This is a genomic window from Aeromonas sp. PrichA-15 (genome assembly GCF_017939245.1).
Taxonomy (GTDB): Bacteria; Pseudomonadota; Gammaproteobacteria; order Enterobacterales; family Aeromonadaceae; genus Aeromonas; species Aeromonas caviae.
Genome location: NZ_JAGKRH010000061.1, coordinates 15,459 through 28,513, shown reverse-complemented (window position 1 = coordinate 28,513; position 13,055 = coordinate 15,459). Strand labels below are relative to the sequence as shown.

18 protein-coding genes and 2 pseudogenes are annotated in these 13,055 nt (G+C 62.0%); 14 read left to right on the top strand and 6 right to left on the bottom strand.

Going from position 1 to position 13,055, the window contains the following annotated elements; all coding sequences use genetic code 11:
- Positions 1-143: 143 nt before the first annotated feature.
- Together J9889_RS10540 and J9889_RS10535 are read right to left on the bottom strand one after the other, a co-directional pair.
- Positions 144-545: pseudogene (locus tag J9889_RS10540) on the bottom strand (lytic murein transglycosylase); the annotation flags it as partial.
- Positions 542-820, bottom strand: a complete 279-nt coding sequence (locus tag J9889_RS10535; protein ID WP_029314494.1) for a YcgL domain-containing protein — start codon at positions 818-820, stop codon at positions 542-544. The pseudogene J9889_RS10540 and the gene J9889_RS10535, both read right to left, overlap by 4 nt.
- A 106-nt stretch (positions 821-926) precedes the next feature.
- On the opposite strand from J9889_RS10535, the gene minC reads away from it, so the two are divergent.
- The 6 genes from minC to J9889_RS10505 all read left to right on the top strand — a co-directional run bounded on the left by minC (position 927) and on the right by J9889_RS10505 (position 4,631).
- Positions 927-1,652, top strand: a complete 726-nt coding sequence (minC, locus tag J9889_RS10530; protein ID WP_039039101.1) for a septum site-determining protein MinC — start codon at positions 927-929, stop codon at positions 1,650-1,652.
- Between the two features lie 18 nt (positions 1,653-1,670).
- Positions 1,671-2,483 carry a septum site-determining protein MinD gene (minD, locus tag J9889_RS10525; RefSeq protein ID WP_010674647.1) on the top strand — a complete coding sequence of 271 codons (813 nt, stop codon included), beginning with the start codon at positions 1,671-1,673 and terminating at the stop codon, positions 2,481-2,483.
- Positions 2,484-2,485: 2 nt separating this feature from the next.
- On the top strand, positions 2,486-2,755 hold the full coding sequence (minE, locus tag J9889_RS10520) for a cell division topological specificity factor MinE (RefSeq protein ID WP_010674646.1): 270 nt from the start codon (positions 2,486-2,488) through the stop codon (positions 2,753-2,755).
- 180 nt (positions 2,756-2,935) lie between these two features.
- Positions 2,936-3,262 (top strand): HI1450 family dsDNA-mimic protein, encoded by a 327-nt coding sequence (locus tag J9889_RS10515; protein WP_029314491.1) that lies wholly within the window; start codon positions 2,936-2,938, stop codon positions 3,260-3,262.
- Positions 3,263-3,315: 53 nt separating this feature from the next.
- Positions 3,316-4,023, top strand: a complete 708-nt coding sequence (mtgA, locus tag J9889_RS10510; RefSeq protein ID WP_210556636.1) for a monofunctional biosynthetic peptidoglycan transglycosylase — start codon at positions 3,316-3,318, stop codon at positions 4,021-4,023.
- A 284-nt stretch (positions 4,024-4,307) separates the two neighbouring features.
- On the top strand, positions 4,308-4,631 hold the full coding sequence (locus J9889_RS10505) for an HI1450 family dsDNA-mimic protein (RefSeq protein ID WP_010674643.1): 324 nt from the start codon (positions 4,308-4,310) through the stop codon (positions 4,629-4,631).
- Positions 4,632-4,676: 45 nt separating this feature from the next.
- Here J9889_RS10505 and J9889_RS10500 read toward each other — a convergent pair whose 3' ends face one another.
- Both J9889_RS10500 and J9889_RS10495 read right to left on the bottom strand, forming a co-directional pair.
- Positions 4,677-4,988: a DUF1289 domain-containing protein gene (locus tag J9889_RS10500; protein ID WP_182953683.1), complete on the bottom strand. Its 312-nt coding sequence runs from the start codon at positions 4,986-4,988 to the stop codon at positions 4,677-4,679.
- A 1-nt stretch (position 4,989) separates the two neighbouring features.
- Positions 4,990-5,859 (bottom strand): S1-like domain-containing RNA-binding protein, encoded by an 870-nt coding sequence (locus J9889_RS10495; RefSeq protein ID WP_042014378.1) that lies wholly within the window; start codon positions 5,857-5,859, stop codon positions 4,990-4,992.
- 271 nt (positions 5,860-6,130) lie between these two features.
- Here J9889_RS10495 and J9889_RS10490 point away from each other — a divergent pair.
- From J9889_RS10490 to J9889_RS10475, 4 genes and pseudogenes are all read left to right on the top strand, one after another.
- Positions 6,131-7,308: pseudogene (locus J9889_RS10490) on the top strand (UPF0149 family protein).
- A gap of 150 nt (positions 7,309-7,458) precedes the next feature.
- Complete coding sequence (locus J9889_RS10485) at positions 7,459-7,929, top strand: MarR family winged helix-turn-helix transcriptional regulator (protein ID WP_010674639.1); 471 nt, start codon at positions 7,459-7,461, stop codon at positions 7,927-7,929.
- A complete protein-coding gene (locus tag J9889_RS10480; protein WP_010674638.1) occupies positions 7,926-8,114 on the top strand; it encodes a DUF4250 domain-containing protein in 189 nt (62 codons plus the stop codon). The genes J9889_RS10485 and J9889_RS10480 overlap by 4 nt, the downstream gene beginning before the upstream one ends.
- 161 nt (positions 8,115-8,275) lie before the next feature.
- On the top strand, positions 8,276-8,455 hold the full coding sequence (locus tag J9889_RS10475) for a hypothetical protein (RefSeq protein WP_182953690.1): 180 nt from the start codon (positions 8,276-8,278) through the stop codon (positions 8,453-8,455).
- Positions 8,456-8,550: 95 nt separating this feature from the next.
- Here J9889_RS10475 and J9889_RS10470 read toward each other — a convergent pair whose 3' ends face one another.
- A complete protein-coding gene (locus tag J9889_RS10470; RefSeq protein ID WP_201956768.1) occupies positions 8,551-9,138 on the bottom strand; it encodes an FMN-dependent NADH-azoreductase in 588 nt (195 codons plus the stop codon).
- Between the two features lie 226 nt (positions 9,139-9,364).
- On the opposite strand from J9889_RS10470, the gene J9889_RS10465 reads away from it, so the two are divergent.
- From J9889_RS10465 to J9889_RS10450, 4 genes are all read left to right on the top strand, one after another.
- A complete protein-coding gene (locus J9889_RS10465) occupies positions 9,365-10,255 on the top strand; it encodes a DMT family transporter (protein WP_041211382.1) in 891 nt (296 codons plus the stop codon).
- Between the two features lie 73 nt (positions 10,256-10,328).
- A complete protein-coding gene (gene purT / locus J9889_RS10460; RefSeq protein ID WP_053288219.1) occupies positions 10,329-11,507 on the top strand; it encodes a formate-dependent phosphoribosylglycinamide formyltransferase in 1,179 nt (392 codons plus the stop codon).
- A 128-nt stretch (positions 11,508-11,635) separates the two neighbouring features.
- Positions 11,636-12,295: a hexitol phosphatase HxpB gene (hxpB, locus tag J9889_RS10455; protein ID WP_210556634.1), complete on the top strand. Its 660-nt coding sequence runs from the start codon at positions 11,636-11,638 to the stop codon at positions 12,293-12,295.
- A gap of 136 nt (positions 12,296-12,431) precedes the next feature.
- Positions 12,432-12,635 carry a CPXCG motif-containing cysteine-rich protein gene (locus tag J9889_RS10450; RefSeq protein ID WP_005336871.1) on the top strand — a complete coding sequence of 68 codons (204 nt, stop codon included), beginning with the start codon at positions 12,432-12,434 and terminating at the stop codon, positions 12,633-12,635.
- Positions 12,636-12,713: 78 nt separating this feature from the next.
- On the opposite strand, the gene J9889_RS10445 is transcribed toward J9889_RS10450, so the two are convergent.
- A complete protein-coding gene (locus tag J9889_RS10445) occupies positions 12,714-13,004 on the bottom strand; it encodes a YciI family protein (RefSeq protein ID WP_029314482.1) in 291 nt (96 codons plus the stop codon).
- Between the last annotated feature and the right edge of the window lie 51 nt (positions 13,005-13,055).

The window sequence follows — 13,055 nt, the reverse complement described above, 5'->3', positions numbered from 1 at the left end:
CGGCGACCAAACCAAGGTGATCGAGGTTACGGATCGAGATAGCGGGTGCGGCCATGATGATCTACCTGCAAAAGAGAGTAATAGATCAGAACGGCCGATCGCCGTCAAGCACTGAAAATAGCAAAATCAGGTGCGGAATGACGGATAAGGGGATAATGGCCGGTTATTTTGCCGAAATTGGTTTCAATTCCCCACAAGGCAACAATAAAGCGGGGCTGTACCCCATATTCCCGACCTATTTTTGTGAGCAGCGGCAAATGCTGGCGATATAAGGTTTGGGCTTGCTTGACTTTCCATTCCGGCACCGCCCGGGGAATATATGTGTCCAGGGTCAGTTTGAATTCCGGCTGATTTTTGTCGTGCCTGATGGCGGCATCGACAAGGTGGACATCCGCAAAGGCCGCACTCACCGTCTCGAGCAACATGCCCGCCGCCAGCGCCTGCTCTTTGAGGCTTGCCACGTACTGGTCAAAATCGGGGCCGACCTGCACCGGCGATCCCGACAGGGCGCCTGACAACAGCAGTGCCAGCCGCCCCGCCCTCATCGTGCGCCCTTTAATTGCGCCTTGTGCTGCTCCAGCAGGTTTTCCGGTGGCGGTGGCACCTGCAGATAAAAGCCCTGGCTCTTCAGGGCGGCCATCACCCGCTCCGTGGAGGCCAGCCCCAGGGGCTTGGCCGGGTCCAGCTTGGTCATCAGGACCAGTTCGGGACGCCCGAAGGTACTCATCAGCACCTCGGGAACGCGGGAAAAGTCCTCTCTTCGTTCAATAAAGAGATAGGTCTCGGCTTTTTTGCGACTTTTATAGACTGCACACAACATGGAAATTGATATAATCCGACGGGTTTATTGCCTCTGGTGGTGGCAAACTATAACATCAGGAATTGAATAACAATAACGTATTACCGTCTCGGTTCGGGGAAGATTCATGGTTGAACGCGATAACGAATTGAAAGGGACCACCTTCACTATTTCTGTGTTGCATCTCAGCGATGGCAATCCGGCCCGGATCCGACAACTGCTGGAGGCCAAGGTCGCGCAGGCCCCCCAGTTTTTTAATTGTGCCCCCCTCGTCCTCAATGTGGAACGCCTCGAGGCGATCCCCGATTTCGAACAGCTCAGGGAGCTGGTCGAGTCGGAAGACTTCGTGCTGGTCGGGATCACGGGGGCGCGGGACGAGGCGATGAAGACGGCCGCCAAGGCGGCAGGCCTCGCCGTCATGGTGTCAGGCAAGAGCCGCAAGGCAGAACCTGAGCCGACGCCGCCAGTGCCTGAGCCCAAGCCAGTGGAGGCCGCACCGGTTCCACCGGTGCCAGCGCCCGTGGAGGCAAGCAAGGTCCACGTGGGCCCGGTGCGCTCCGGTCAGCAGATCTATGCAGCCGGCACCTCGCTGGTGGTGCTGGGCTCGGTGAGCCCTGGCGCCGAAGTCATCGCCGATGACAGCATCCATGTTTATGGTGCCCTGCGTGGCCGAGCCATCGCAGGGGCCAAGGGCAATCCCAAGGCCCGCATTTATTGCCAGCAATTGCAGGCCGAACTGCTCTCCATCGCGGGCACCTTCCAGCTCAGCGATGCATTGCCTGCAGGCGTGATACAAGAGCCGGTCCATATCCGGCTCGACAATGAACAACTTCGTATAGACCGAATCAAATAGAGTTACAAGGAAGCGAGAATGGCGCGAATCATAGTCGTTACATCGGGCAAGGGTGGCGTTGGCAAGACGACAACCAGCGCGGCACTGAGCACCGGTCTGGCCCAGCGTGGCCACAAGACCGTGGTCATCGATTTTGACATTGGTCTGAGAAACCTGGACCTCATCATGGGTTGCGAGCGGCGCGTGGTCTATGACTTCGTCAACGTCATCAACGGGGAAGCCAACCTCAACCAGGCCCTCATCAAGGACAAGCGTTGCGAAAACCTGTTCATCCTGCCCGCCTCCCAGACCCGGGACAAGGATGCCCTGACCCGTGAAGGGGTGGAGAAGATCCTGGATCAGCTGGCGGAGATGCAGTTTGACTACATCGTCTGCGACTCCCCCGCCGGTATCGAATCCGGTGCCCTGATGGCGCTCTATTTCGCCGACGAGGCCATCGTCACCACCAACCCGGAAGTCTCTTCCGTGCGTGACTCGGATCGCATCCTCGGTATCCTGGCCTCCAAGTCCCGCCGTGCCGAGCGCGGTGAGGATCCCATCAAGGAGCACCTGCTGCTGACCCGCTACTGCCCGACCCGCGTCAACCGCGGCGACATGCTGAGCGTGCAGGACGTACAGGAGATCCTGGCCATCAAACTGCTCGGGGTGATCCCGGAGTCCCAGGCGGTGCTGCGCGCCTCCAACTCCGGCGAGCCGGTCATTCTGGACAAGGAGTCCGATGCCGGTCAGGCCTACGAGGACGCCGTCGCCCGCCTCTTGGGTGACACCAAGGATTTCCGTTTTCTGGAAGAAGAGAAGAAGGGCTTCTTTAGCCGACTGTTCGGGAGTTAAGCATGTCATTATTGGATTATTTTCGTTCCAACAAGAAACAGAACACCGCACAACTGGCCAAAGAGCGGTTGCAGATCATCGTGGCTCACGAGCGTTCATCCAGAGGGGGGCCGGATTACCTGCCCCAGCTCAAGCAGGACATCCTCGACGTGATCCGCAAATACGTGCAGATCGACCCGGACAAGATCACCGTCCAGCTTGATCAGAAGAGTGACGAGTTGTCGGTGCTGGAGCTCAACATCACCTTCGCCGACGACCAGAAGAAGGGATGAGCTGACGCACCATGCGCGACCCCTTCCCCCAATGAAGACCGGATCCTTTCCCAGGATCCGGTTTTTTAATGCCTGGCGTCCCGGCATCTCGCCAAGGGCATCAGGGCCAGCTAGAATACCGCGCACCCCGAGGCGCTGCCGACGGGCTTTCCCTCCCCCCTTATCTGGAACACGGCTCTTATGTCTTTGAATGACGAAATGCACAGCGTCGAGGAACTGCTCGACACCGCCCTCGAACTCTTCATGGAGCTGGCCTCCGACAACCTGCCCGAGCAGGAGATCGTCCGCTTCAATCAGGAGTTCAACGACCGCGGCCTGCTGGCGGAGACCGATCCCGCCGACGACTGGGCGGCCGACGTGGGATTTGAGGTGAGCGACGCCGACTATGCCGAGATCTGGGTCGGCCTTGGCAACGAACAAGAAGAGTACGAGCACCTGTTTGCCCGCATGCTGCTCTCCCGCCGCGTCGACGAGAAGTTCTGCCACATCGAATGGCTGCCCCAATAATTCCGGATCCCGATGATCCTGGCCACTATGACTGGGACGGCGGGCCCGAGCCCGTGAGGCCTTCGCGCAGACGGCGACTGCTGGGCTGGCTCGGCAAGCTGCTGCTGGCCGCCTTTGCGAGCACCATCGTCTCGGTCTCGCTGCTGCGCTTCATCGACCCTCCCATGTGGACCTGGCGCCTCGAACGCGCCCTGTTTCCCCCTGCCAAGGTGGCCGAGGTGAAGCACGACTGGGTGCCGCTTGAGCAGATTTCCCGGGAGCTGCAACTGGCGGTGATCGCCGCCGAGGATCAGCGCTTTGCCGAACATCACGGTTTTGACATGGACGCCATCAGCTCGGCCCTCAGGCACAACCAGCAAAGCGGGCGGGTGCGCGGTGCCAGCACCCTCAGCCAGCAGACCGCCAAGAACCTCTTCATGTGGAGCGATCGCAGCTTCCTGCGCAAGGGGATAGAGGCCTGGTTCACCCTGTTGATGGAGCTGGGCTGGGACAAGTCCCGCATTCTCGAGGTGTATCTCAACATCGTGGAGTTCGGACCCGGCATCTATGGCGCCGAGGCGGCCGCCAGGCACTACTTCGGCAAACCGGCGATACGCCTCACCCGCTACGAGGCCTCCCTGCTCGCCGCCGCCCTGCCCAATCCCTGGCGTTATCGGGTCAAGCCCCCCTCACCCTATGTGCAACAGCGCTCGGCCTGGATCCGTCGTCAGATGGGTCAACTCGGGCAAGTCACCCTGAACCGGGTCCACGGCACAGAGTAGCGCCATCCTGCGGATCAGAGGCGGGCCCCAGATGGCCGCCGACGGTTTCCCGATGAAGGGGCAGATAGTGCCACCACCAGGTTTCGCGCCGCCGCTTGATCTGCCTTCTGTACTGTCGTCGCTTCATCTTGCCAGGCCGCCCCGTCACGCCGCCCCTGCTGGCGGCTCTGTTAACCTTATCCCCTGATCCCGCCATTTGACAGCACGGCGTCACCGCCCCCGGGCTGGCTGCCCATCCCAATACTTGTTAAAGTGGCGAACCTGGACGTATCTGGAGTGATTTCATGGAACAACGTAGCCCGGATCAGCTGGTCGAGTGGGCCTATGATCAGTTTCTGGAGCAGGCCGCCGACATGCTGGCACCCGAACAAATCGTCGACATCACCCTCGAGTTCGAGCAACGTGGCGCGGTGGAGGCAACCCTGCCCAATGCCGACTGGTCGACCGAACTCGGCGAGCCGGTGGACATGGCACGTTGGGCCGAGGTCTGGGTCGGCTTGCTGGATCATCAGGACGAGTTCGAGGTGATCTACGCCACCTTCCTCCTCCCACGGGATCAGAGCGAGCACGACGTGCATATCCGCTGGCACCGCCAGCAACAGGCATAAGAAAAGGCGCCCCAGGCGCCTTTTTCGTTTTTTGCGATGCCCGAGTCAGGGGCGTGCCGCGATGGCCTTGGCCAGACAGCGGCGACACCAGCAGGCGCTGGCATCGCTCATGGGCAGCGCGGGAAGCTGGCTGCACCAGCAGCGCTCGATGGGTTCCCCCGCCGACACGGCGCAGAACGCCGGCTCGCCGCAGCCCGGGCAGGCATGGGTGCTCTTCGAGCCATCGATCTCGGCCATGCGGGCCAACTGGGCCTCGCTGTCCATGACGGACCACTGGCCTATCTCGGTCAGGGTGCGGCCACAGCCGAGACAGAGCCCCTCCTTGGCCCGGCAGTCACCGATGCAGGGACTCGGCACCTTATTCGTCCCCTGCCGGCGTGTCGGAGCCCACGAGGCGGATGCTGTGCTCCTCGATGACGATCTTGCCCTGCTTGTAGAGGCCGCCGATCGCTTTCTTGAAGGTGCCCTTGCTCATGCTGAACATCTTGTAGATGACGTCAGGATCGCTCTTGTCTCCCACCGCAAGGCTGCCCCCCTGCTTTTGCAGGCGCAGCAGGATGCGCGCACCGGCGTCATCCATCCGGGCCAGCCCCGGCTTTTGCAGGGTCAGGTCCAGCTTGCCATCTTCGCGCACCTGCTTGACCCAGGCGGTCAGCGGTCGGCCCGTCATCACGCGGCCGAACACCTCGTTCTTGAACAGCATGCCGGCGTACTGGCCATTGACCACGGCCTTGATGCCAAGGGGGGTGTGCTCCCCCGGCAGCACCGTCACCTCGTCACCGCTCTTGAAAGGAGGGTCGATGCGCAGGAAGCGCTCCAGACGGCTGGTGCCGACCATGCGCCCTTCGTTGTCCAGCATCAGGTGCACCAGATAGACATGGCCCACCTGCATCGGCTTGTTCTGCTCGCGGCTTGGTACGAAGAGATCCTTTTTCATGCCCCAGTCGAGGAAGGCACCAATCTTGTTGGCGTTGACCACCTTGAGACCGACGATGTCCCCCACCATGGCGAAGGGCTTGTCGGTGGTGATCACCGGCTCGCAATCCGCATCCAGATAGAGGAAGACGGACACCTCGCTCTCCTCGGCGACGCCTTCCGGCAACTGGCGCCTGGGCAGCAGCAGCTCGCCGTATTCCCCCGCCGCCAGCCAGGCGCCGCGCTCCTCGATCTCGACGACGGTCAGGGTGTTCATCTTGCCAATCTGTAACATGGTGATCTCTTCTTTCAATATCCGGATGGGCCCATCTCATGGAAGACCCGTCATATAGAGGTGCATCGCCGCCGTCGGATGAGAGAGGACGGGGCCGATTTATGTCATGCAGGCGCGCATGTTACCCCAGAGCGGCAGCAGGACCTAGCCCCTCCCCCCTGTGTCTGACCTCTTTTCCCGCTCCCGGGCGGCCAGATTGACGATATTAGCAGCATTCAGTTCCCCCTTTGCTGCAAATAACCCCACTTTTAGGTAGACTTCGCGGCCGTCAAATCCAGAGGAAGCGTCGATGAACCCAGCCACTCGAACCCGTCATCTCACTCAATGGATCCAGACCCACAGCCAGCAGGAGATGAGTTACCCCGCCCTGCACGGCTTCCTGTGCGCCCGTCTGACGGGGCCCGTAGCCCCAGACTGGCAAGATCCGCTGGCCGGCCTGCTGCCTCATGATACGGCGCTGGACGAGAAGAGTGCCGAGGCGCTGCATCACCTGATCGCCGAGCTGGAAGCCCAGGCCGACGACGCGCAGCTAGCCCTGCCGAGCCAGTGTCGCCTCTCTACCGACAACCCGGAGCAGGTGTTTGACAAGCGCCATCCTCTGGGCCAATGGAGCTATGGCTTCAGTCAGGGGGTAGCCTGGTGGCCGAGCTCTGCCTGTTTCGCGACAAGCCCATGGCCATGATGCTGCACCAGGCTGCGGCCAGCGAGCTCCCCTTCCTCGATTTTTGCAAGCGTCAACGCCAGCAGATGAAGACGGCCCTCAACCTCCTGCTCGGCCAGGATCACTACGAGGCCGAGCCTGAAGAGAGCCCGTCCCTGGACAACGAGCAGACTCGCCAGTGGCAGCAGTGGTTCGAGCTGGCGGCAGGGAGCCGCGATCCCCTCGCTCGCCTTGGCTGGTTCGAGCGCATCATTGCCGATGCCAACCTCCTGTTCGATGAGGCATTCTGGCAAGCCCACGCGGGCCATGGCTGGCAGGTCCCCGAGGCACGCCCTCTGATCGCGGCCAGGGCCGGTCGAGCCGATTGCCTGCTGCGACTTGGGCAGCTTGGGCAGGCTCGGGATGAGTACCTGGCCCTGCTCGCACTCTGCCGCGCCGACGAGCCCGCTTGCCGCCACCCCCTCTCCACCCTCTATGCCTGGCAAGGGGAGTGGGATGCCCTGCAACAACTGCTGGTGCGCTTTGATGAAGCCTCCTGCTGGCTGCTCTACAACAAGGCCTTGATGAGCTTTGTCTGCGAAGGGGAAGCGGCGGCGCGCCCTCATCTGGCGGCGGCAATCGGGGTCAATCCACATGTACCCGCCACTTTGCTGGGCCAGCGCCGCTTGCCCAAGCAGGAGCCTCGCCGCTGGCAGGGAGGCAGCCGTGACGAGGCGGCGCTCTACGCCTTGCAGAGTCGCGAGGCCTGGCTGACCCACAACGCCTTGATATGGCTGCGAAAGAGTGCGGGCAAGCAGGCCAGTTGAGACCCCAATTGCCGATTCGATGACAGAACACGTGCGCAAACGCACATTTTTCTGGTGACTGGTCAGACAAATGCCCCTGTGTTACGTATCATCAAGGCCAAAGTATCAAGAGAAACTGCACCCGATGCAGCCGCCACAGCAGGATGTCATATGTCGAAGATCATTGAGCTGCTCGCGCACTACCCTCCTTATCAGCTGGTTCACGCCGCTGAGATGGTGCGCGATACCTTTGAACAGTTTTATCAGCAGCGGTACCAACTCACCGTGCCCCAGTGGCGCCTGATGATGGTGCTCGGCCCCCACTACCCCATCAGCCAGAAGGAACTGGTGGAGGCGAGCGGCATGGACAAGGTACGGATCTCCCGCGAGATCCATCGTCTGGTGGAGAAAGGCATCCTGTTCACCGAGAACAGCGTGCAGGACAAGCGCATCAGCCTGGTCTCCTTCACCCCGGCGGGGCTCACCCTGTTCCAGCAGCTCAAGACGGAGGCGGGAAGCTGGCAGCACACCCTCACCGACTATCTGCCGGCCGAGGCGCGTCAGAGCATTCGCCTGCACCTGCAGAGCGTCAGCGATGCCATCGAACAACTTCACCTGCTGGACAACGAGCAACCCTCATGAAGCTGAACAACTTTGCCACCATGGATGTCAACATGCTGCTGAGCCTGGTCAACATGCAGTTGCGTGATCACTACGAGGATCTCGATGATCTCTGCCGGGCGCAGGATCTCGATCAAGAGGCCCTGGTTGCCAGGCTGGCCAGTGGCGATTTTCACTATCAGGAAGATCAGAAGCAGTTCAGATAGGGATCCGGATCACAACCCGACCCATGCCGCTGGCTCCGTCGGCAAAAACTGCTAAGGTGGTGGCTACCCGGTCCGTTGATGTTCGCAAGAGGTATGGATACATCTTGTTGTCACAGACCGCGGTTAGCATCTCGTTCACCACCCGCAGCCAAGGATGACCCATGATGCGCCTCATTCGACCAACCAGCCTGATCACCCTCTGCACATTGCTGGTGATCAGCCTCTTCTTTCCCCAGGTCCCCAGCAGCGCCGAGCAGTGGCTCACCACCCTGCTGCTGGCCTCCCTGGTGGCGGTCTTTCTGATGGTCGGCAGCGGCTGTCGCCACTTCCTGCGCGAATAACGACGCTAGAGCGTGATGCCTGCGCAAAAACAACAACGCAGCCCGAGGGCTGCGTTGTTGTTTCAGGATACTGGGGGCCAAGACCCCGAGTGGCATCAGTAAGCCAGGGTTTCCAGCTGCTCCTTGGCCTGCTCGATCCCCTTGGCTTGCGCCTCCGGCCCCATGCCCATGCCTTCGGCATAGATGAAGTCCACTTCGTTGATGCCGATGAAGCCCAGCACGGTACGCATGTAGGGGGTCACCAGGTCGGTGGCATTGCCCACGTGCATGCCGCCACGGGGGCTGACCACCAGGGCGCGGGTGTTCTCCACCAGGCCGACCGGGCCGGTCTCGGTGTAACGGAAGGTTACGCCGGCACGGGCCACCAGATCGATCCAGTTTTTCAGCTGGGTCGGGATGTTGAAGTTGTACATGGGGGCCGCGATGATCACCAGATCGCTCGCCTTGAGCTCGGCGACCAGCTCGTCGGACTGGGCCAGCACCGCTTGCTGACGCTCGTTCAGGTTCTCGCCACCACGCAGGCCCATGGCCAGCTCGCCGTCCAGCACCGGCAGGTTCAGGGTCGCCAGATCGCGTACCTGGATGGTGTCATCCTGGCGCTCGGCCAGGTAGCCGTCGATCAGGGCGTTGGATTGGGAATACTGGCCCAGGATGCTGGACTTCAGAACGAGGATATTGGCCATGGTGAAACTCCATTTGATTGTCAATTGAACAGCCAGGCTGTCGATGGAGGTCACTATAAAGACTGGCATTAAAGCCTGATAGCGAAAATAGATGCTCAAGTCATTCAAAAAATTTGATGTCTGTGCATTTCCTCGGCAGAGAGGGGCTCATCAAACTCCGCACCCTTGGCATGACAAACGATTGCCGTTATGATCCGCCGCACTTTTTGTACGTGATCCGGATCTCATGACCTCCTCCCGCAGGCATTCCCCCTTTGCCGGCGCCGTCTGGATGATGGTGGCAGGCCTTTGCTTCGCCGCCGTCAACAGCCTGAGCCAGTATGTCAGCTTCACGCTCGGCCTCCCCTCGACCCAGGTCGCCTTTCACCAATATCTGATAGCCCTGGTCTGCCTGCTGCCCTGGCTGGTGCGCCACGGTCTGCGCCAGTCCCTGATGACGAACCAGCTGCGCCTGCACCTGCTGCGGGTCGCCCTGGCGGTGACCGGCATCCAGTTCTGGCTCTGGGCCCTGGCGGTCCCCGTCCCCATCTGGCAGGGGATCGCGCTCTTGATGACCTCCCCCCTGTTTGCCACCCTGGGATCAGCCCTCTTTCTCAAAGAGCAGGTGAGCCGGGCCCGCATCCTGGCCACCCTGGCCGGCTTTGTCGGCGCCATGCTGATCCTGGCCCCCTGGACCGACGACTTCACCCTGGCCTCCCTGCTGCCGGTGGCGGCCGCCCTCTTCTGGGCAGGCTACTCCTTGCTGGTGCGCTATCAGGCAGCAAGCGAGTCGTCCCACACCATCGTCGTCTACCTGCTCGTCTTCAGCACCCCGTTCAACGCCATGCTGGCGATCCCTGAATGGCAGTGGCCGAGCGAAACCCAGTGGCTGCTGGTGGCCGCCTCGGGCGTACTGTCGGCACTGGCCCAGATGTCCATCGCCCGCGCCTACAGCGTGGCGGAGGCCTCCTTCGTGCAACCTTTCGATTTTGCCAAGCTGCCCATGAACGTGCTGGCCGGCTGGCTGGTATTTGGCTGGGCGCCCCCCGGTCGCTTGTGGCTGGGGGCGGCCATCATCATCGGCGCCATCACCCTGCTCACCCATCTGGAGCAGCGCGCCCACCCACCCACTTCCTGAGGTACGCCATGCGTGCCTCTTTTTTTGCTCACCCGGATCAGCCCTGCTGACCACCGACCTCAGGAGAGATCAGATGTTTGGAACCGCCACCCGCCCCACTGCGACCCGTGCCCTGCTGCTGGGATCAGGCGAACTCGGCAAGGAGGTCGCCATCGAGCTGCAGCGGCTCGGTATCGAGGTGATCGCCGCCGACCGCTATGCCAACGCCCCCGCCATGCAGGTGGCCCACCAGGCCCGCGTGCTGGACATGCTGGATGGCGCCGCCCTGCGCGACCTGGTGGCCGAGGTCAAGCCCGACCTCATCATCCCCGAGATTGAAGCCATCGCCACCGACACCCTGGCCGCCCTCGAGCAGGAAGGGGTCAAGGTGGTGCCCAATGCCCGCGCCACCCAGCTCACCATGAACCGGGAGGGGATCCGTCGCCTCGCCGCCGAAACCCTGGGGCTGCCCACCTCTGCCTACCGCTTTGCCCAGAGCAAGGAGGAGTTTGTGGCCGCCGTCGAGACCATCGGCCTCCCCTGCGTGGTCAAACCGGTGATGAGCTCCTCCGGCAAGGGGCAGAGCCTGCTGCGCGATCTCGCCAGGCTGGATGAAAGCTGGACCTATGCCCAGGAGGGGGGCCGTGCCGGTCGTGGCAAGGTGATTGTCGAAGGCTTCGTTCCTTTCGAGTACGAGATCACCCTGCTCACGGTGCGCGCCGTCGATGGCATCCACTTCTGCGAGCCTATCGGCCATCGTCAGGAGGATGGCGACTACCGCGAATCCTGGCAGCCCCAGGCCATGAGCGAGCTGGCCCTGGCCCGCTCCAAGGAGGTGGCGGCCAAGGTGGTTGAAGCCCTTGGCGGCTACGGTCTGTTCGGGGTCGAGCTCTTCATCAGGGGTGACGAGGTGTGGTTCAGCGAAGTCTCCCCCCGCCCCCACGACACCGGCATGGTGACCCTGATCTCCCAGGATCTCTCCGAGTTCGCCCTGCACGTGCGCGCCATCCTGGGGCTGCCCGTCGGCACCATCACCCAGTACGGCCCGAGCGCCTCTGCCGTGGTGCTGCGGGAAGGCCACAGCCAGGATATCCGCTATCAGGGGATCGGCGAGGCACTGGCCCTGGTGCCCGGTGCCCAGTTGCGTCTCTTTGGCAAGCCGGAGATCGCCGGTCGTCGTCGCCTCGGGGTGGCGCTCGCCCGTGGGCAGGATTGCCAGGAAGCCGTGGAGCAGGCCAAGACGGTGGCAGCCCGAGTCGAGGTACTGTTCTAGGCACTCCGCTTTACCACGCAAAAACAAACGTTTATCTGCGTGATCCGGCGCAAGGGGCAGGTGACTGCCCCTTTCCCATTGAAGCACCGGGCTTATAATCCCCCCTTCACCTATGTCAGGAGTACAAGATGTTAACTGCCGTGATCTTCGATATGGATGGTGTTCTGATCGACTCGGAACCCTTCTGGCAACGGGCACAGATGGCCGTCTTCGCCGAACTGGGCCACTTCCACACCGAGGAGGACTGCAACTCCACCATAGGGGTGCGCATCGATCAGCTGGTGGCCCACTGGTACCGGATCCGCCCCTGGAACAGCCCCAGCCAGGAAGAGGTGGTACAGCGCATCCTGGATCAGGTGATCGCGCTCATCCTGCAAGAGGGGCAGCCCAAGGCCGGGGTGCTGGAAGCGCTCGACCTCATCGAGGCCCAAAGGCTCAAGATCGGGCTCGCCACCTCCTCCCCGTTTGCCATGGTCGAGGCGGTGCTCGGCAAACTCGGCATCCAGGACCGTTTCATGGCGGTCCACTCCGCCGAGGTGGAGCGCTTTGGCAAACCCCACCCGGATGTCTATATCCACGCCGCCGAGAAGCTCGGCGTCGAGCCTGTGCACTGTCTCGCCATCGAGGACAGCTTCACCGGCCTGCTGGCGGCCAAGGCAGCCTCCATGACGGCGCTGATCGTGCCGGACCCGGCGCTGGTCGGCGATCCCCGTCTGGCCATCGCCAACCACGAGCTGCGCTCTCTTGCCGAGCTGAACGCAGAGATGCTGGCCGACTGGGTCAAGTAGGCAACACCCTGGCGGACTGACCTCCTGCCTCCCTTGAGCCCGCTCATAAACGTGCGCTTGCTCGCGGTTGCGCCGCCTTGTGGCGACTAGAATCAGCAGGAGCACAGAGACGGCCCACGGGCCCGAGGAGGTCACCATGATCGAATACACCAGCAAGCGTATCGTCTGCCCCCACTGCGGCCACCACACCCGGGTCGAGCTGGATGCCAGCCAGGGGGATCAGGAGTTCTACGAAGATTGCATGGCCTGCTGCAACCCCATCCATCTGCGGCTGCACCGGGATGAAGCCCGCGACTGCCTGCAACTCTTCGTGGATGCCGACGACGAGCAGCTGTTCTGAATCCCCCTGTCCAGACACAGACAAAAACAAACGGGACCCTGTGGGTCCCGTTTGTTCTGGTGCCAACGCCAGGCTGGATCACGCCTCCCTCAAGCACGCCGCCTTCGCCGACGTCATGGTCGGAACAAACTCCACCACCTGATAATCGGCCGCCTCTGCCTGCTTGAAGGGATCCTCTGCCAGCATCGCCTCCAGGGCGTCTCGGCTCACGCCCTGCGCCAGTATGACGCCCCCGACTCGGGGTACCCGACGCCCGGATGCCAGAAAATGGCCTGCGGCATACTGCCGCTCCAGCCACGCAATGTGGGCCGGGATCAGGGCATCGATCTCCGCCAGCGGTTTCACATAGGTCAATGTCACGACAAACATAGAGAAGTCTCCAAGGCTCTGGGGCGGCGCCTCTTCCACAAGAGGGCGCCT